The organism is Pseudomonas sp. PDM19, from assembly GCF_014852215.1.
GTDB lineage: Bacteria > Pseudomonadota > Gammaproteobacteria > Pseudomonadales > Pseudomonadaceae > Pseudomonas.
The window spans coordinates 1,689,941-1,708,200 of the sequence record NZ_JACVBG010000001.1; the positions used below are offsets into that span (position 1 = coordinate 1,689,941).

Here is an 18,260-nt window from a genome sequence, read left to right on the forward strand (position 1 = left end):
TCGACACTGCAAGCCCTACCACCAAGATCGTCACAGGAGAGCTAACCAATATGTCCCCTATCCCTTATCCGTCAGAGGTCGTCTCCGCATTGAGGCAATGGAAAGAGGAAGAGGCGCCTACCGCCTATCTCATCGACGTCGCCAGCGTCTTCGGTTATCTCGTCGGCACCGTATATGGTGATGTTCACAGCCGATTTATAGACGGGCGCCAAATAGCCACCTCTTTCGTAATTAGCATCGGGGTTGAGTTTGGCTATCTAGTTGCATATACCTTCTCCGGGAGTCGCTATGTGATTGTCACCCACCGACAAGAGCAAGCGACTTTATTTGAAACCTATCTGCGAAAATTGACCGGAAGCAACGACAAGTCAGCTCAATGAGTCTCTATAGCAATTACCCAAGTAAATTTTTCTGTAGGGAGACTGCTGATGAAACCTATCGAAGAAAATAACTCCGCAGCGACTACTAAAGTTAGTTGCTATGCTTGCTGCAGGACAGTAGACGCGGACGGGTGCGAGATGGAGTTTGGCTCACTTAGAGCCAACTGGGGAAGGAGTTCAACTCACGAGGGTGAGAGTTACGACTTAAGTCTTTGTGACGAGTGCTTTTTTCGAGTACTCGGAGATCTGCGTCTTCAGCGAGCGATTCAGATGAACATAGATGCCGATGAAAATTATCTGAACGCTTTTGATCGAGTTACGGGCACACCGGGTAGCGAGTAAAATGGCAATGAGCATTAATCGAGCTTGGAATGTAGAGCATGCTTTGACCTCAGCGAGACTCTCCGATGTCAGGCCTAGCGAGAAGTTCCTAGAGCTGGCTGATCAATATAAAATGGGTAACATTTCCGCTGCTGAACTGGTCCTAAAAATGAAAAAGCATCATGAGCATTCGATTAGATAGCAGGGACAATTATTCCCAGAATGACTCAACGGCATCCTGCATATAAAGCGTGACAGTGATCATGGATCGTTTAGCAAAGACGAACCAAGGTCATGGTTGGTAGCTTGCTCGTATCGTAAACAGGGCAACGTTGCACACGCACTTGATGACTGCGTTATCCGCTCCGACTCTGACATGGTCAGCTTTGGCTATGCGCCCCGCCCCAGTCATCCACTGCACGTCGCCAGGGCCGATGCGGCCGCCACCGCTGGAGTCGCGGTGTTCCAGTTCGCCGTCATAGACCAGGGTCACGGTCTCGAAGCCCCGGTGCGGGTGCTGGCCGACGCCACGGCGCACCGTGCTGGGGCCGAAAGCGTGGGGGCCGGCATGGTCGAGCAGCAGGAAGGGGCTGAGGTGCTCGCCCAGGCTGTCGTAGGAAAACAGCGTGCGAACCGGAAAACCGTCACCGACCCAGTGCGGCCGGGCGGCGCTGTAGATACCAAGAATCTGTTTCATGGGTGCCTCCTGTAGTGCATGGAGGTCACGATGCGGATGGAACAATTGCCTCGGTAGACGGCAAAAATTAGTATCAGTGTCCCATAGGAGGAACACTGAAATGGACGATCTCAACGACCTCTATTACTTCGCCCAGGTGGTCGAGTACGGCGGTTTCACCCCGGCCGGCCGCGCCCTGGACGAGCCCAAGTCGAAGCTCAGCCGGCGCATCGCCGCGCTGGAGGAGCGCCTGGGTGCCGGCCGCCTGCGTAACGCTACTCCCAGCAATCACCTGAAAGACTCCGGCACCGTGGGGAGGAGCCAGCCATATGCCATGCAGCAGCTAGACTTGCTACGAGAGGATTCTTTGTTCGTATGCACTCAAATGGCTGGAATGAATCTGGATCGGGTATCTTTTCCGCCAAGTTTCATCCGTTTAGGGAAACATCCCCCGCAACTGCGGCCACCAAAACTGCTGGCCAACATCTCAACGAAATCAAAAAGCAGAAAGAGAAAATAACAACCCTATAAAAACATCATCTCGATATCGACATATACTCAGCAGACCACTCATCCGAATAATCCAAATCCATCTTAAAAACCCTGAAGATATCCCCAGACGGTGTATACTTTGATTCCCCTGCCGTGTTTAGCGGCTCCGTCTTGATGCATGACGCCCATCTCCTCGGCCACTTCACTCTGCAGCCATTTCCGTGGAGATCATCATGGCTATTCGTCAGAATGGAACCGTAAAATGGTTCAACGCAGTAAAAGGTTTTGGCTTCATCACACCCGAGATAGGGCCGGACATATTCGTCCATTTCCGAGAAATCGACACTCCAGGCTTCAAGTCACTAGATGAAGGCCAGCGCGTGAGCTTCCTGGTGGGCGTTGGCCCTAAAGGTGATCAGGCCGAGCAGGTGAAAGTACTGTGAAATCCCCAGACCCCGCTACCTGCGGGGTCTCTCATTGGGTTCAAGCCATGCGACTCACAGGGAAATAGCGGGGATTCGACATGAAAGAAAAGCGATTTGGGCAAAGCCTTAATATTGCAAGCAGTTGCCTGACACAGGCGATAAATGATCTTGCGGCAGAAGAAGTCAGTTCTGAATCTTCCACGAACAGGGAAAGTCTCGCCAGAATCAGACAACAACTTGAATGTGTCGCCGTGATCATGGAATCACTCAAGCGGGCAAATGCCCAGCCAATCTCGAATATATTTCCAATCCACTGATTAGAAACCACCTAACTGGCTTCAATTTAACAAAAAGGCAGGGCACGGTCAGGCACAATCAATCATAATCTGAAATCTCCGACTGGCTCAGCTCCATAATAAGCAGGTATATCCCGCCCCATGTCGGATCCTGCATGTCCGGCCAATCATCCTTGTCGAACCCCGGTGCGCTGCTGAGGCGGTCCTGGTCGACGTCAAGCACGAAGTGCTTGTTCGCTATATCCCGCCTCCAGAGACGCCATGGAACTGAAAACAGTTTTTCTCCCATCCCCAGGAGTCCGCCGAACGACAGCCCGGCACAGGCAACTTACCTACTTTGCGAATACAGCATGATTTTCTTGAGGCCGCCAAAACCTTCGTCCTCGAAGTTGCAGATGTCACTCTCGATGAGCGTATCTGCGCTCAGCAATTAGGGGCCGAGACAGGAATGGTCATCGGCGGCTACGCCGTTATGGCCCTCGTACATACTGAAGGAATCGCCATCTTCAATGTTCATGGAAAATCCCTGAAAAGATGCGATGACTTGGTCTTACAAAGCGCCAGATCAGCATCTGCCGCCGCAAGCTCCAGACTGCGCGCCAGCGGAAGCCCGGTCTGTGCGATAGGGAACGTTGCACCACCGGTAAAGGCCTGAAACTGTATGCTCGAGTAGTCGCGATACGCCCCGTGAGGAGGCCGCCATGCGAGAAACTCCCTCCCCCGCGCAGAACCATTTACTGGCCGCACTCCCCCGAGAGGTTCAGGAGCGCCTCTTCCCCCATCTGGACCTGCAACGTCTGGAACTGGGCAAGGTGATCTACGAACCCGGTGATGCGATGCGTTACGTGTTCTTCCCCACCGACTCCATCGTTTCGCTTTTGTACGTGATGGAAAGTGGTGCATCGGCCGAGATATCCGTGGTCGGTAACGAGGGGCTGGTCGGTATAGCCGTCTTCATGGGCGGCGAGAGCACCCCCAGCCGCGCTATCGTGCAAAGCGCCGGCAGCGTTTACCGGCTCGCAGGGCAACGAATGAAGGACGAGTTCGGCCGCCACGGCGACATGCTCCAGTTGTTGCTCCGCTATACCCAGGCATTGATCACTCAGATGGCCCAGACGGCTGTCTGCAACCGCCATCACTCCATCGACCAGCAACTCTGCCGCTGGCTGCTGCTGTCCCTCGACCGCCTGCCCGGCAACCAGCTGATCATGACCCAGGAGCTCATCGCCAACATGCTCGGTGTGCGGCGAGAGGGCGTCACCGAAGCGGCCGGCAAACTGCAGAAGCAAGGTGTGATCGAGTACAGCCGGGGGCGGATCACCGTGCTGGACCGCCCGCGCCTGGAGGCATTGAGTTGCGAGTGCTACGCGGTGGTGAAGGCGGAAACCGACCGCTTGCTACCCTACGTTCCCCGTCGTCCAGGCCATACGGCGGGGTGACACGCGTTTACAGGAACAGCTCGAGGCGATGCTCGCCAACCGCCAGCGGCACCCGCACAGGGCTTTCGCCGCAGACCAGTGAACAGCCATTCAGAAGCGCGCGCTGGATGCCGCGGCAGTGCTTCCCGGCCGAGGTCAGGACGATGCTGTAATGGCAACCATCCACCGTTACGCTGGCGTCGAACCCCGGCCAGTCCAGCGGGATACACGGATCGATGACCAGACTTGCACCCTCGCGCCGGAGCCCCAGGATTCCCTCCACCCCCGCTCGGTACATCCAGCCAGCGGAGCCGGTATACCAGCTCCAGCCACCACGCCCGACATGGGGGGCAATGGAATAGACATCGGCGGCGACGACATAGGGTTCGATCCTGTAGCACTCAACCTCTGCCGCCGTGCGCGTGTGGTTGATCGGGTTGAGCAGGGAGAACAGCCTGGCCGCCTTGTCGCCCTGACCGAGACGGGCAAACGCCAGGATGCTCCACATCGCCGCATGACTGTATTGCCCGCCGTTCTCGCGCAGGCCCGGCGGGTAGCCTTTGATGTACCCGGGATCATGTGCTGATTGATCGAAGGGGGGAGTGAACAGCAAGGCCAACCCCTCATCCTGACGGATCAACCAGCGCTCCAGCGACGCCATGGCAGTGGCTGTACGCTCGGGATTCGCACCGCCGCAGAGCACTGCCCAGGACTGGGCAATGGAATCGATCCGGCATTCGTCGCTGGCCGCCGAACCGAGCCAGGTGCCGTCGTCGAAGGTCGCCCGGCGATACCACTGGCCGTCCCAACCATGCTCCTCCAAGGCCAGTTGCAGCGCCGCCGAATGTTTTCGCCAGCGCACGGACCGTACCTCATCCCGCCCCTCGGCCAGGGCAGCGAAGCGCTCCAGGGTATGCAACAGCAACCAGCCGAGCCACACACTTTCGCCCTGGCCGCCGACGCCCACACGGTTCATTCCGTCGTTCCAGTCTCCGCTCCCCATCAGTGGCAGGCCGTGGGCGCCGGTCATCTCCAGGCACCGGTCCAGGCCCCGAGCGCAGTGTTCGAACAGCGAGGCGCTCTCCTCCGCAAGCATCGGCTGGAAAAACGTATCGCTCTCGCCAGGATTCAGCTGTGGCCCTTCGAGGAAAGGCAGCATTTCGTCGAGCACCGCAAGGTCTGCGGATGACTCGATGTAGCTGGCACAGGCATAGGCCAACCAGACCCGGTCATCGGAGATTCGCGTGCGCACTCCCTGCCCCGTCTGTTCCAGCCACCAGTGCTGCACATCGCCCTCGACGAACTGGCGCCCGGCGGCCCGCAGCAGGTGGTGGCGGGTCAGCTCTGGGCAGGCGAACGACAACGCCAGAGCATCCTGCAACTGGTCACGGAAACCATAAGCACCGCTGGCCTGGTAGAACGCCGATCGGGAATGGATGCGGCACGACAGGGTCTGGTAGAGCAGCCAGCCATTGAGCATCAAGTCCATGGCGCGATCGGGCGTGCGGACCTGAACCGCGCCAAGCCGTTGTTCCCAATACCGGGTCACGTCGGCCAACACTGCATCGAGATCAAGACTGCGGTAACGCAGCACGAGTCGACTAACATCCTCGTTCGATCCGGCCTGCCCCAGCAACGCCAGCACTTCCACGGACTCGCCGACGCCCAGCTCGACGATGCATTGCAGGGCAGCGCAAGGATCGAAGCCAGCGCCGCTGGCGCCCGACAACGCCGTGGTGCCGAGCAGCGCCCGAGGAGCCGACAGGCTACCGGCAGGACCGATGAATTCGCTGCGATCGGCGGTCCAGCTGCTCTGCCGCCCGCCCAGGTCTGCGAAAGCCAGCAGCTCGGAATAAGCGATGCTCCATGGGTTACGTGCCAGTAGCGCGCCGCTGTCGACATCCACCCCCGTCAGGATGAAAGGGGCACAGGCTCCGCGCGCGGTACCCAGTATCCATTCCACGTAAGCTGTCACCGATAGCCGGCGCGGCCGGCCGGAGGTATTGCGCAGTGTCAGCCGCGATATCTTCAGCGGGTCTTCCAGCGGCACGTACTGCAGCAGCTGCGCCTCGATACCGTGGGCCGTGTGGCTGAACCGGCTGTAGCCGAAACCATGGGCGGCGCGGTACAAGCCTGCGTCGCGGATCGGCTGGGCGGTAACGCCCCAGACTGCCAGACTTTCTTCGTCGCGCAGGTAGAAAGCCTCACCTGCAGGATCGATGACCGGGTCGTTGGACCAGGGGCTAAGCTGATTGTCCCGACTGTTGCCGGCCCAGGTGTAGCCGCTGCCTTCCGCCGAGACCTGGAAGCCGAACGCTGGATTGGCGATCACATTGATCCACGGCGCCGGGGTCATGTGGCCATTGTTCAGAGCGATGTGGTACTCGCGCCCGCCCAGCGCGAAGCCGCCCAGGCCGTTGAAAAACTCCAGCGGCTCATCACTGCTCGCTCCCTCGGTCGCGGGCACCAGCGGCAAGGCCACCGGTGAGTGCAGGGCGGCAGACGGCCGCGGCTGGGCCAGCGGCAGGCGCTCCAGGTGGGCAGCGATGGAGCCGCGGCGCGCCAGCAGGTTGACCCGCGCCACGGCGTTCAGCAGTGCCCTTGCCTCCACGGTCATCAGGTCGGCACGCAAAGTGTACACGGCACCCCGTAAGGCCTCGCCCTCCCTGCGTTGACGCGAGGGGCTGCTGCGTACGGCCGTTTCGATAGCTGTCTGCAGATCCTGGACATAGGACGAGGCTCGTTCGTTGACGATCACTAGGTCGACGTCCAGGCCCTTCATCCGCCAGTACTCGCGAGCACGCAGGAGTTGCCGCAGCAGCGACAGATCGTCGACTTCGTCGATGCGCAACAGCACGATCGGTAAATCTCCGGAAATCGCCAGCGGCCAGAGCCCGGACTGGCGCCCCGCCCCGCGCCGGAGGGCTTCCTGCGGTGCCCGCCAGCGATAATCCGCATAGAGAATCGGCGCCGCCAGGCGCTGGAAATCGGCGGCCTCCTCCGCATCGATCCCCAGGTCGCGCAATTCCACCTGGGCCTGGGTCCAGGCTAGGGTCTTGGCGCGTTCGAAGGCGTTGCGTTCGTGATGCTTGTCGATCAGGTCAAGCAAGGCGTCCCGGGTACTGGCTACCAGTGTCCAGAATGCGACCCGTGCAACCTTGCCCGGCGCCACCCGCAGGCGCTGGCGAAGGGAGAAGATCGGATCGAGCACGCTGCCCTGGGAGTTGCCCAGGGCACGGTGGCTCAGAACTGCCTGCGCCTCCCGCAGGGTTCGGCCGCGGCCGAGGAAGCGAGCGCGGTCGGACTCATACTGCGTCTCGCCGATCACCTCGCCCTCGACCACTGCGAAATGGGCCGCCCATATCGATGGATCGTCCGGCGAGCGCAGGCGCCGCGTGGCGATCAGGGCGCCGAACTCGGCAAGGTATTCTGTCTGTACGAACATCCGCGAGAACACCGGATGCGCGGCATCGGCTGCCGGCGTTGCCAGCACCACTTCGGCATAGGAAGTCAGTTCGATTTCGCAGGCACGGCGACCATGATTGGTCAGCGACACCCGCCGCACCTCGCCGTCGTCCTCCCCGGACACCAGTACCTCCAGGTTGGTCAGCAGCGCGGCGTCGCGCTGGATGAACTCGGCGTGGTCCTCGTCGAACAGTACCTCGCCATTCTCCACCGGTTGTCCGCCAGGCTGCGCCGTGGTCGACCACAGTGCGCCGCTCTGCAGGTCGCGCAGGAAGATGAAACTGCCCCAGTCGTCGCAGGTAGCATCCTCGCGCCAGCGCGTCACTGCGATATCGCCCCAGCGGCTGTAGCCGCCACCGCTGGCAGTCAGCATCAATGCGTAGCGGCCGTTGGACAGCAGATGAGTGATCGGCGGCCCATCGAGCATTGCATCGACTCGGCGCAACGTGGACGCATCGGCAATGGTGTCACTGGGCGCTACCGTAATTTCCTCGGCGCGGGGATGCCCCTGCGCCACGTCGCGCGGGACGCGCTCCTGCAACAGCAGTTCGCTGGCCTGGATCATCGGCTCGCGATGCAGGCGGCAGCGCATGCGCCCGTGCTGCAGGGTATTGGCGATGGCGACGATGCTCATGCCCTGGTGGTGGGCCATGAAACTGCGGACGATGGCAGCGCTTTCCCCATCCTGCAGGCGTGAGCGGGTGAAGTCCAGAGCCTCGTAGAAGCCATAGCGGCCGAGCGCACCGACGGCCGTCAAGTGATCGAAATTGCGCTGCGCCCCTTGCGCATCGACCATGGTCGCCAGCGCCGTGGCATAGGGAGCTATGACAACGTTCTCGGCCAACCCGCGCTTGAGACCAAGACCCGGCACGCCGAAGTTCGAATACTGGTAGGTGAATTCCAGATCGCGGGCGTTGTAGGCCGATTCGGAGATTCCCCAGGGGATGCCCAGCGCGGCGCCATAGGCCTGCTGCCGCGCCACGACAAGGCGGTTGGTCTGTTCCAGCAGGCTGCCGGCCGGCGCCCGCATGACCAGCGAGGGCATCAGGTACTCGAACATTGAGCCGGACCAGGAGATCAGCGCCGAGCCACCGGGCACCGGCGTGGCCGTGCGGCCCAGGCGGAACCAGTGGCGGGTCGGCAGGTCGCCCTTGGCGATGGCGAACAGGCTGGCCAGGCGTGCCTCGGAGGCCAGCAGGTCGTAGCAACTTGGGTCCAGGCAGTTGTTGTCCACGCAATAGCCGATGGACAGCAGCTGGCGCTCCTGGTTGAGCAGGAAACCGAAATCCATCTCCAGTGCCAACCGCCGTGCCGTATCGGCCAGGGCCTGAAGGCGACGGTCCACTGTCTTTTCATGGCCATGCCGTCGGTCTCGGCTGTGCTCGGCAAAGGCCCTGCGCAGTGCGTCGAACCAGAACGACAGGTCGTCGCCCTCCTCGCCAGCCGGCGCGAGGCCCGCGACGCAACGCACGACCTTTTCTGCGCGGTGCCCGAGGGCGGGCAGCAAGGCGTCGAGCGATTGTGGGCCGGTGAGGGCCCGGTGAATCACCCGCACGTCCTCCTTCACCTGCAGCAACGCGACATCTTCTGCCAGCGGAAGCCTTGCGACGGCTTGCCGTGCCAGATGCAGGGTGTCGAGCAGGCCCTGGCGCGCTTCCACCACCAGCGGGCTGGCGCGCCACTCCTCGCACGCGTTGGCCAGCACGATCAGGTGCCCAGCCAGGTTGCCACTGTCCACCGAGGACAGGTACCTCGGTTCGAGGGCACGCAGGTCGTGGGTTCCGTACCAGTTGAAGAAATGGCCGTGGCTGCGCGGCAGCTTCTCCAGCACCGCCAGGGTGCCTTCGAGGCGCTCCAGCGTCTGCAGGCCGCCGGCCCAACCGAAATCGCGGGCGGCCACCGCGGACAGCAGGTAGAGGCCAATATTGGTAGGTGAAGTGCGGTGAGCCAGCACAGGCCTGGGCTGCTCCTGGAAGTTGTCCGGCGGCAGCAGATTGTCCGCCGGTGTGACGAAGGTCTCGAAGAAGCGCCAGGTCCGCCGTGCGCCCAGGCGCAGTGCAGTTGCGTCATCCTCTTCCAGGCCCGAACGGCGCGCCGGCTGCGTGGGCCTGCTGCTGTAGAACGCGAGCAGAGGCGCGCCTAACCAGAGCAGGGTCAATGGCAGGATCAGCAACCAGTTCGCCGGATGCAATACCAACCCGGTGATGCCGGCCGATGCGGCGAGGGCCGTCCCGCCGGCCATCTGCCGATAGCTGCCGAGCCAGCCGGGGCGCGGCTTGCGTGAGGACTGTGCGGCGGTGGTCCACTCCAGCAGGTTGCGCTGGCTGACGTACATCCGCCAAAGCGTGCGCAGGATGGCATCGACCATGCTCCAGGCATCGTTTGCCAGAAAGGCCAGCGACAGCAGGATCTGCAGCAACGCACGACGGAAGTCGGCACCGAGCATGGCGAAGTGGCTGCGTATTCGAACACCCGAGCGCGCTGGCAGCAATGCGCAGTAGATCGGCAGTAACGGCGGGATCGCCTGGGTCAGAATGACCAACATCGCGGCCAGCAGCGCCTGGGGCAATGGCAACCACCAGCAGAGCAGAAGGCTGGACAGGGCGAAGGGCACGACCAGCGACCGTCGCAGGTTGTCGAGCATCTTGCAGCGGCCGATCAACGGCATCGCCTGCGGCCCGCGCCAGTGGCCGAGCATCCACGGCAATAGCTGCCAGTCGCCGCGGGTCCAGCGATGCATGCGCCTGCTCGCCACATCGAAGCGCGACGGCGACTCTTCAACGACCTCGACATCCGACACCAGCCCTGCGCGGGCGAAGATGCCTTCGAACAGATCATGGCTGAGCAGTCGATTGTCCGCGACCCGACCGGCCATCGCGCGCTCGAAGGCATCGACGTCATAGATCCCCTTGCCGGTGAAGGAGCCTTCGCCGAACAGATCCTGATAAACGTCCGACACCGCCGCCGCGTAGGGGTCCATGCCTGCCGGGCCGGAAAAGACGCGCTGGTACAACGACCCCTCCCCGCCCATCGGCAGCGATGGCGTCACCCGCGGCTGGAGTACCGCGTGGCCGTTGATCACTCGCTGCTGCGAGGCATCGAAGCGCGGCTGGTTCAGCGGGTGGCCCATCTTGCCGATAAGGCGCAGGGCCGCCTCGCGGGGCAGGCGGGTATCGGCGTCGAGGGTGATGACCAAGCGTACCTCGCTCGGCACTCGCGGCGGCTCTCCGGCAATCGCCACGAAGCTGGTATCGGTGGCGCCGCGCAACAGCCGATTCAGTTCATGCAATTTTCCGCGCTTGCGCTCCCAGCCCATCCAACAGCCCTCGGCAGAGTTGAAGCAGCGCCTGCGAAACAGCACGAAGAAGCGCTGGCCGCCGGGCCCTGGGCCGTAATGCTGATTCAGGCGGTCGATGGCCGCAGCCGCAGCGTCGAGCAGCGGTGCATCACTGGGCAGGACCTCCTGTGGCGCGTCGACGCCATCGAGAATCAGCACGAAAGTCAGGTCACCGCCGATACCCGCGAGATGGTGGACCTCCAGCCGCTCGATCTGCTCCAGCAGATCGGCCTCGGTGGTCAGCAAGGTCGGCACCGCCACCATGGTGCGCAACGCCCGTGGCACGCCGGCCAGGAGTTCCAGCGCAGGCAGCGTGATCGCGCCAAAGCTCCAGGTCACCAAGCGGTTGATGAGTGCCGTGGCCACTTCGGTCACCGGAACGAAAAGGCAGGCCAGGAAGGCCAGCATCCAACCCCAGGAGAGCGCAGGCTGATTCAGCAGATGGGATACGAATCCCAGCAGCACCAGGCTGAGCAGGCCGATGGCACCGATGTAGCCGCCCATGCCCAGGCGCACGCTGAAGCGATTCAGGCGCAGGTGCAGCGTCGGGCTGAAGCAGATGGCGCGCTCCAGCGTCGGGCGGCCTTCAGCAATCAGATGAAATCCGGGATCGAATTCACGGCGGGAGTCTTCGCCGTCCGGATGTTCGGCAACGGCCTGACGGCAAGCCTCCAGGGCGTGATCGACCACCTGGAGCTCGTCCAGACACGAGCCGCGCGCCAACTGTTCGATGGCGCTGCGATAGAGGTTACGAGTGGGAAAGTCCATGGCAGCGAAGTTGCTGCCGTCGCGCAGCCGCGCGTCGACCAGACTGACATTCTCGAACAGCTGTGCCCAGTCGATATCGGAGATCAGGCGCATGCTAGTGATCACATTGCGCACAGTGACATTGGAGGCGCCCAAGCGCTGCTGCGCATGCTGGACCGCCGCCTCGACGCTGACACCCTGTTCGTGCAGGCGCTCTTCGAGCCAACCCAGTGTCGGTGTCGTGCGCGGGTCCTGGTCGCGCATGCGTTTGGCCAGTTGGGCCGAGAACACCTCGGAAAGCGGACCGGTCGAGCGCGCGGCGATATCCGCCTCCAGTGCCGAACGAGCGTGCCCTGGCGAGAGCAGACGCTCGGCCAGGGCATCGGCATCGGCACGGGCTATGCGCCCGGCACTGATCTGCTCGGCCAAGCGCCGCAGGTTCTCGATCAGGACGATGCGCAGGGTAATCGCTACCGCCCACAACTCACCAATAGTCAGTGGCTGGACCCGCTGGTAGGCATGGATGAAGCGCTGCAGCAGTTCCACATCGAGGTGGCTGTCGGTGTGCGCCACGAAGGCCCAGGCCAGCCCGAAGACTCGCGGGTAGCCGGCGAACGGCCCATCGGCCAGCTTGGGCAACTGCCGGTAGTAGCCAGGCGGCAGGTCGTCGCGGACCTCGCGGATTTGCTCTTCGACAATGTGGTAATTGTCCAGTAGCCACTCGGCAGCCGGTACCACACCATTGCCCCTTTCCAACTCGACAGCGCTAGCCCGGTAGGCAGCCAGCAGGACACGGGAGTTGTCATCCAGGCGCACATGCAACGGCAGTACACGCTTTGGCGTATCCGTCACTTGTTGTGCCAGGGCCAGGCTCTGCGCGTGCTGTTCGAGCCGTTCGATGCCGAAGAGTTCTTCTCGAACCGGTGCCAGACTGTCCCAGGGAGGCTTTGATCGGTCGCGGCGCAAGGCCCGGAAATGGAGCGACATCATGGCATTGCTCCGGAAGTGCAGCGAAAACCTGGCCGGTCGACACGAGCGTCAGGGGGGCACGTACAGAGAAAGCCCCCTCTGTCGGTACCCGGCGAGTCCTGAAGAAGCTGCCTGTATCACCGCAAGCCGTGGGGCATGTCTGACTGCAACCTTCGCAGACCAGGACTACGACGTCGGTGCGGTTGCGCACTTAAGGTAAGGGCCGTTTGATGCTCGGCTCTGGTGACCTCCATCGGAACCGGCAGTTGCACGATCAACGACGCGGCTTGCGCCGAACCACCGGCGTTTCTTTCACCCTGATCCGGCGATTGACCTGCGGCACGGAGTGTGTCGTCATGGACAGCTGACGCCATGCCCTCTTGCAGAGAATCACCGCATGCCGCCATTGGCGCCGGAGACCCGCCGCCACACTGCGCGCTCTGTAGTCATCCGTCGATGGCGCATCACTGCTCATGAACAGCTCCGGCGCGGCTGGGCTTCGTGCCCTTCTCCGGTCGATGGATGGGATTTCCAGCAGAATCGACCTCCAGCGATTGCTGGAGTACCACTTCCGCTCTGGTCTTCGGATTGGCGTCGTTATCTGAGCCCGGCAGACGCGGCGCTTCGCTGCGCCTGCCGGGCGGATGAGTCTTCCCCTTGGGATCAGCGGCCCCGCCATGGGGGGCTTGCTTGCCTGTCTGGTTCATGGTCGCCTCGCCGCGCTTGCCACTCCTGCACCATGCAGAGTGTGGAGGGAGCGACAATGACAACCTTTCACCAGGTTGTCGGTGCGGTAGCCCACTTGCGCTGGTCATCCAATAACGGGCACCGGTACGTGCGGTAACAGACGGACCGACGCCTTGGCTTCGCGGATGCTGGAAACTGGTTCGAAAGGTCGCATGCCAGGAGAGCAACCATGACCCGCTACTGCCATCAGGTCTCAGGTGTGTTCAACCGACGATCACAGGCCGATTGCGCAAAACAGGACCTGTTGGGGTTGGGCATTCGTCTGGACCGAGTGCGCATATTCGACAACCATGAACTGGTGCCCTCCGGGCGCCTGCGCGCGAAGCGGCGCCCCTTCAGGCAGGTCATCAAGGGCGTTGCCGTCGGGACGCTGTTCGGCCTGCTGGTCAGTGCGCTGTTCGCATTCGCCATGACGAACGCCGGAGCAGGCCTCTTCGGCGGCTCGCCGCTATTCGAAATGCTGGGCTGGGGTGCTGTCGTGGGAGGGCTGGCGGGCGCGGCAATCGGCGCGTCGGCGAACGTCAGCCAGGACGACCATCCCTTCGGGTACACCCTCCTGCCAGGAAATGTTGTTCTGCTTGCCGAGACCCGCTCGGCGCGCGAAACCCTGCGCGCCTTCGACATCATCGAAAGAGCACCCGGAGTCGGTGCGCACATGGACATCAGCCTGGTCTGAGTTGGCACATGACGACGCAGCGGCCGACTCCGGGCAGCGGACGGACAACAGCGTCAGGATGGCCGTCGTCCCTGGAGCATACGCATCACCACTATTGCTACTGCCGCGATCAACAGAACATGAATGAAGCCGCCCAGGGTGTAGGCGGTGAACATCCCGAGCGCCCAGAGGATGAGCAAGCAAACAACAACGGTTTCCAGCATGATGATTTCTCCTGCTGCGGCTTGCGGCACTCGATGACCTGATTCGCCAGCCAGGCCTGATAGCCGTCCGTGCGCCATCGCACGTTCGGTGGGGACTACTCCTCCGAGGGATCGACCGGAGACTGGTGCGGAGCCTGTGATGGTGCTTCGGCCGGGTTAACCGATGGAGGCAGCGTCGGCTGTTTCTTGTCGCGATCTCGAAATGAATATCGCTCGGCGGGAGAGCCATATTCACCGCCCGGCAGTGTGGGCCTGACACCACCACCGGCTGGCGATGGGCTGTCCGGAACTGTTCCCGGTTGTCTTTTCATGGCGACCTCTGGTGAGCCGATCACTGCTGGTCGCCAGGACGTACCGAAACACCAGGCCAGCTCGCTGTCGACGGAATGCAACCATGGCAGGTCGCAGCTCCTGGCGTCGGTGCGCAAGCGCGCTTAGCCCATCACAAAGACCGGCAGTGCTCGCGGGGACCTTCCCAACGGACCGCTCCAGTGGTCTAGCGCACAGACAGACGAACGCCTCAGGCGCAATCTTCAAATGAGCGTTGCACTTGAATGCAGGAGGACACTATGAACCCCATCACCCTCTTCATTGTCATGGTTCTGACAGCCATGGGGGCCGTCCTCATCTACTTTGGCCACACGGTTGTGGGCATCGTTGTGCTGGTGTGCGCACTGGTCGTCTCGCTGTCCCTCAAGATGGCCAATACCTGGCAGAAATTCGTCGTGTTGCGCGCAGGCAACCTGCAAGGCGTGTGCGGGCCCGGACTGTTCATGATCATTCCGGTCCTGGACAGCGTCGTCGCTGTGATCGACGAGCGAATCCAGACCACGGCATTCAATGCCGAGCAGGCACTGACCCGCGATACAGTGCCGGTGAACGTCGACGCCATCATCTTCTGGCACGTGCACGACGCCCGCAAAGCGGCACTGGCGATCACCGACTACCGGCAGGCCATCGACCGGGTAGCACAGACCTCTCTGCGGGAAATGATCGGCTCGTCGATGCTGGCCGCGCTGCTATCCGATCGACGCAGCTCCGATCAGCAGTTGTGCCGCGAGATTGGTGAAAAGACTCAGGAATGGGGTGTCACCGTCGGCTCGGTGGAGATCCGCGACGTGGCCATCCCGGTAGCATTGCAGGACGCCATGTCACGCCAGGCGCAGGCCGAACGCGAGAAGCAGGCGCGAATCATCCTAGGCTCCGCAGAGGCGGAAATCGCCGGACGTTTCGTGGAAGCGGCCACTATCTATGCCGGTCAGCCTACTGCCTTGCAGTTGCGCGCAATGAACATCATCTACGAGACCACCAAGGAGCGCGGAACCACCATCCTCATTCCCAGCGCCATGATCGACAGCATGAATCCGACCGTTGCCGTCGCCACAGCCGTGGCCACCCAGGCCGGTGCGATTGATGTCGGCGACGAACCTTCGTATAAGAGTCCGCGAGTCAATGCTGCAATAAGGGGAAAGGTGTAAACCTTATTCAGGACGGGGCATTGGAAAAAAAACCCCGCATTTGCGGGGCTTTTTATTTGCGCAGATTACATTGCTTGCACTTGATCAGCCTGAGGACCTTTGGGCCCGTTGGTCACGTAAAAGCTGACCTGCTGACCGTCATCAAGCGTTTTGTATCCGCTGCTTTCGATCGCGCGAAAGTGAACAAAAACATCTGCGCCGTTTTCGGGGGTTATGAAACCGAAACCTTTCTCAGCGTTGAACCATTTAACGATACCAGTTTGACGAGTAGTCATGATGAATCTCCAAATAATGATCATGCCATGCGATATGCGAGACATGACTGGATGCGAAGTGAAGAGGGGCCGCAAAGATGGAGAATCCAGAAGACAAAACATCAATCGGTGCCGCTAAACCGAGCAGGCAGGAGACTCACCATACAGGTTCTGCAAGGAATAGATAGGCAATTTAAAAAAATATGCAGATATCTGGCAGACGGTCGGGGATGAGCACGAGATATGCGTATAGTGAATGCTAGTCACCAACCTGGTGGCTCATCGCCTGAGGTGACATGATGTCTTATTCAATGTTAGAAACTGCGCGCTCGGATCTGGAGAAGAAAATCGCAGCGTTCCTTTCCAAAGGCGGAGAAATCCAAGAAATTCCCGCCGGTAGGCATGGCCGTAAGGAGCCATACAAACGGAGCGAGTGGACGATTGGCAAGGCGAAAAATTCAGCCGCCTGATGTTTTTGAAAAAAACCGCATCGGAAGATGCGGCTTTTACCGTGTGACCGCTACTCCTCAAACCATTCGGCATCACCAGATCCCAGCCGGTTTGCAAGTCCTCGACCTGCACCGCCAAGCCCGCACATCGCTCTTGGTCTTCGCCTCCCTCGCAATCAATTCCGCCAATCCATTCGCGATCAGGTCAGCATTGCTAACCAGCACATCGAGATGGCTTTTAGCCGCCAAGGCTGTTTCGGTGGAACCGCGTTGCTCGATCCAGATTGCCAACTCCTCTGCTGCTGCACCGATGGCGTTGATGTTCTCATTGAGGCGATAAAGCAGCGCCGAGACAGTAGTATCGGTCATGCCGGTCTCCTAAGTGAAAGCTCTCTTAGGGCGGGAACTAAAAGCCCGCGGGGACCTGCGGGCAGGGAAGACAGCTTGCGACTGTATGCCCCTAAGCGGAGCTATTGGTAGGTTGCGTCAGCAATCTGGCGAGCTGAATACCGGCTCGCCGTGGCGATTGATGCGCGTGATCTTTGCCAGAGCTTTTTCTGCTGCGGCAAACGCTTGGGACATCACACCAAAGCAGGACAACCCATAGACCAAGTGAAAACTCGGCGTCGAGCCCTCATACTGGTCCTGCACTGCGATAAAGGCTAATGCGTGGTCGCCATTCATCTTGGCTAGGCTCCACGTGTCGTAACCGGGGAATGCACGTTCGTTCATGGGAGCCTCACAATTTCAGGGGATAACCCACTATCCTCCTGATACCGCTGAATAGCTCTCAATGGTTCGGTTATTCGACCAAGGGTCGAGAACGCGACAGACACTGATCTCCCTACCCTTCGCTGACCGCACTGACTGCCGATAACTGCTCGGCAGATCCATCGGCGTTGTCACGCGCACGCGAGCTGTTCGCTCAGTGTTGAGGCGCTAGAGCCTCTTCTACAGTGGTCATGAGCGCCGTGAGATCAAATGGCTTGTCGAGAAATCTATACGTTGGGAAGTCTCTGCTCCAAGAGCCGCCGGACATGATGATGATAGGGATGTCTGGGAATCTTTCTGCAATTTGACGCGCGAGTTCTACGCCGTCGATTTCTCCAGGCATTGAGACGTCAGTAAGCAAGAGGGCCAGTTGGCCAGGATTAGCATTGATCCAGTCGAGCCCGTCATCGGCATTTCCAAGAACGATCGCGGGGACTCCATAGTCTTCCATGGCTAGACCCAGAACTCTCGCCAGAGTCGAATCATCATCGAGGATGAGCACGTATGTGACGTTTTTCGTGAGCGGGCCTCTTAGCGTTTCCATGCCTAAACTCCTCTGTGTGCAGCGGTAGAAGGCACAATCTCGCGTACGTTCACCTTATCCGCGTTACTCGTCACTTTGCCGACGTGTGGTGGAAATAGTTAGGGTTTCCACCATCAGCCGCTTGCCGTCTTGGAGCGATTGACGCCCATCTAAGATGGCGGTCTCTCATCCGAGCCTAGGGGCTCAGAAGATGACGCCTGAGACGTCTAAGTGAAGGAGCAGGTAACTCGTGGGTAGCTCAGCCAAATCAGATTTGCGCATGTATTCTGACCTCTCGATACCAGCCAACCAGAGCCGTGGGAATCGTCAGGCAGATTTTGAATGAACGACAAGTGCCTGTGATTCTTTTGCAGGGTCTCCAAGATCAATGCACAACACTCTAAGTTGCGCCCAAGATCGTTAAAGCGCTTGGTAGAGAGAGGATAATCAGATGGGGCGTGATCTGTAGAGAGTTCGTCCGCCAGCATTCTCAGATAGCAAGCAGCGATGTTTAGACCACAGGCGAATCGTCGATCGTCCATACCGTCCTCGGTTGACGACCGAACGGTGGAAGGATATTCCGACATAGCTCGGGCGCGGTGGAGATCACCTTCCTCCCTTATCTCTGATTCT

15 protein-coding genes and 2 pseudogenes are annotated in these 18,260 nt (G+C 60.6%); 8 read left to right on the plus strand and 9 right to left on the minus strand.

Annotated features, from left to right (window positions below; translation table 11 throughout):
- The first annotated feature begins 50 nt into the window (after nt 1-50).
- Nucleotides 51-380 (plus strand): hypothetical protein, encoded by a 330-nt coding sequence (locus IB273_RS07455; protein WP_192223697.1) that lies wholly within the window; start codon nt 51-53, stop codon nt 378-380.
- A 349-nt stretch (nt 381-729) separates the two neighbouring features.
- On the plus strand, nt 730-903 hold the full coding sequence (locus IB273_RS31890) for a hypothetical protein (RefSeq protein ID WP_192223698.1): 174 nt from the start codon (nt 730-732) through the stop codon (nt 901-903).
- Nucleotides 904-1,092: 189 nt separating this feature from the next.
- Here the strand turns inward: IB273_RS31890 and IB273_RS07465 are convergent.
- Nucleotides 1,093-1,398, minus strand: a pseudogene (locus IB273_RS07465) (pirin family protein); the annotation flags it as partial.
- A 100-nt stretch (nt 1,399-1,498) separates the two neighbouring features.
- Here IB273_RS07465 and IB273_RS07470 point away from each other — a divergent pair.
- Both IB273_RS07470 and IB273_RS07475 read left to right on the plus strand, forming a co-directional pair.
- Nucleotides 1,499-1,640 (plus strand): annotated as a pseudogene (locus tag IB273_RS07470) (LysR family transcriptional regulator); the annotation flags it as partial.
- Between the two features lie 462 nt (nt 1,641-2,102).
- Entirely contained in the window at nt 2,103-2,312 is a 210-nt protein-coding gene (locus tag IB273_RS07475) for a cold-shock protein (RefSeq protein WP_192209989.1), read from the plus strand.
- Between the two features lie 357 nt (nt 2,313-2,669).
- Here the strand turns inward: IB273_RS07475 and IB273_RS31390 are convergent, their stop codons facing one another.
- Nucleotides 2,670-2,879, minus strand: a complete 210-nt coding sequence (locus IB273_RS31390) for a hypothetical protein (RefSeq protein ID WP_225610093.1) — start codon at nt 2,877-2,879, stop codon at nt 2,670-2,672.
- 412 nt (nt 2,880-3,291) lie between these two features.
- Here IB273_RS31390 and IB273_RS07485 point away from each other — a divergent pair, with 412 nt between their 5' ends.
- Nucleotides 3,292-4,029, plus strand: coding sequence for a Crp/Fnr family transcriptional regulator (locus IB273_RS07485; protein WP_192223699.1), 738 nt, complete (start codon nt 3,292-3,294; stop codon nt 4,027-4,029).
- A gap of 7 nt (nt 4,030-4,036) precedes the next feature.
- Here IB273_RS07485 and IB273_RS07490 read toward each other — a convergent pair whose 3' ends face one another.
- Nucleotides 4,037-12,547, minus strand: a complete 8,511-nt coding sequence (locus tag IB273_RS07490) for a GH36-type glycosyl hydrolase domain-containing protein (RefSeq protein WP_225610094.1) — start codon at nt 12,545-12,547, stop codon at nt 4,037-4,039.
- Nucleotides 12,548-12,990: 443 nt separating this feature from the next.
- The gene (locus IB273_RS07495) at nt 12,991-13,233 is read right to left on the minus strand and encodes a hypothetical protein (RefSeq protein ID WP_192209987.1); all 243 of its coding nucleotides are present in this window, start codon (nt 13,231-13,233) and stop codon (nt 12,991-12,993) included.
- Between the two features lie 209 nt (nt 13,234-13,442).
- On the opposite strand from IB273_RS07495, the gene IB273_RS07500 reads away from it, so the two are divergent.
- The gene (locus tag IB273_RS07500) at nt 13,443-13,949 is read left to right on the plus strand and encodes a hypothetical protein (RefSeq protein ID WP_192209986.1); all 507 of its coding nucleotides are present in this window, start codon (nt 13,443-13,445) and stop codon (nt 13,947-13,949) included.
- 53 nt (nt 13,950-14,002) lie between these two features.
- On the opposite strand, the gene IB273_RS07505 is transcribed toward IB273_RS07500, so the two are convergent.
- A complete protein-coding gene (locus IB273_RS07505; protein WP_192209985.1) occupies nt 14,003-14,152 on the minus strand; it encodes a lmo0937 family membrane protein in 150 nt (49 codons plus the stop codon).
- A gap of 569 nt (nt 14,153-14,721) precedes the next feature.
- On the opposite strand from IB273_RS07505, the gene IB273_RS07510 reads away from it, so the two are divergent.
- A complete protein-coding gene (locus IB273_RS07510; protein ID WP_192209984.1) occupies nt 14,722-15,630 on the plus strand; it encodes a slipin family protein in 909 nt (302 codons plus the stop codon).
- 65 nt (nt 15,631-15,695) lie between these two features.
- Here IB273_RS07510 and IB273_RS07515 read toward each other — a convergent pair whose 3' ends face one another.
- On the minus strand, nt 15,696-15,905 hold the full coding sequence (locus tag IB273_RS07515) for a cold-shock protein (protein WP_192209983.1): 210 nt from the start codon (nt 15,903-15,905) through the stop codon (nt 15,696-15,698).
- A gap of 290 nt (nt 15,906-16,195) precedes the next feature.
- On the opposite strand from IB273_RS07515, the gene IB273_RS31895 reads away from it, so the two are divergent.
- Nucleotides 16,196-16,354, plus strand: coding sequence for a hypothetical protein (locus IB273_RS31895; protein WP_401086891.1), 159 nt, complete (start codon nt 16,196-16,198; stop codon nt 16,352-16,354).
- 72 nt (nt 16,355-16,426) lie between these two features.
- On the opposite strand, the gene IB273_RS07520 is transcribed toward IB273_RS31895, so the two are convergent.
- The 3 genes from IB273_RS07520 to IB273_RS07530 all read right to left on the minus strand — a co-directional run bounded on the left by IB273_RS07520 (nt 16,427) and on the right by IB273_RS07530 (nt 17,648).
- Nucleotides 16,427-16,702 (minus strand): hypothetical protein, encoded by a 276-nt coding sequence (locus IB273_RS07520; RefSeq protein ID WP_192209982.1) that lies wholly within the window; start codon nt 16,700-16,702, stop codon nt 16,427-16,429.
- Nucleotides 16,703-16,819: 117 nt separating this feature from the next.
- Complete coding sequence (locus IB273_RS07525) at nt 16,820-17,065, minus strand: hypothetical protein (RefSeq protein ID WP_192209981.1); 246 nt, start codon at nt 17,063-17,065, stop codon at nt 16,820-16,822.
- Nucleotides 17,066-17,258: 193 nt separating this feature from the next.
- A complete protein-coding gene (locus IB273_RS07530) occupies nt 17,259-17,648 on the minus strand; it encodes a response regulator (RefSeq protein ID WP_192223700.1) in 390 nt (129 codons plus the stop codon).
- Between the last annotated feature and the right edge of the window lie 612 nt (nt 17,649-18,260).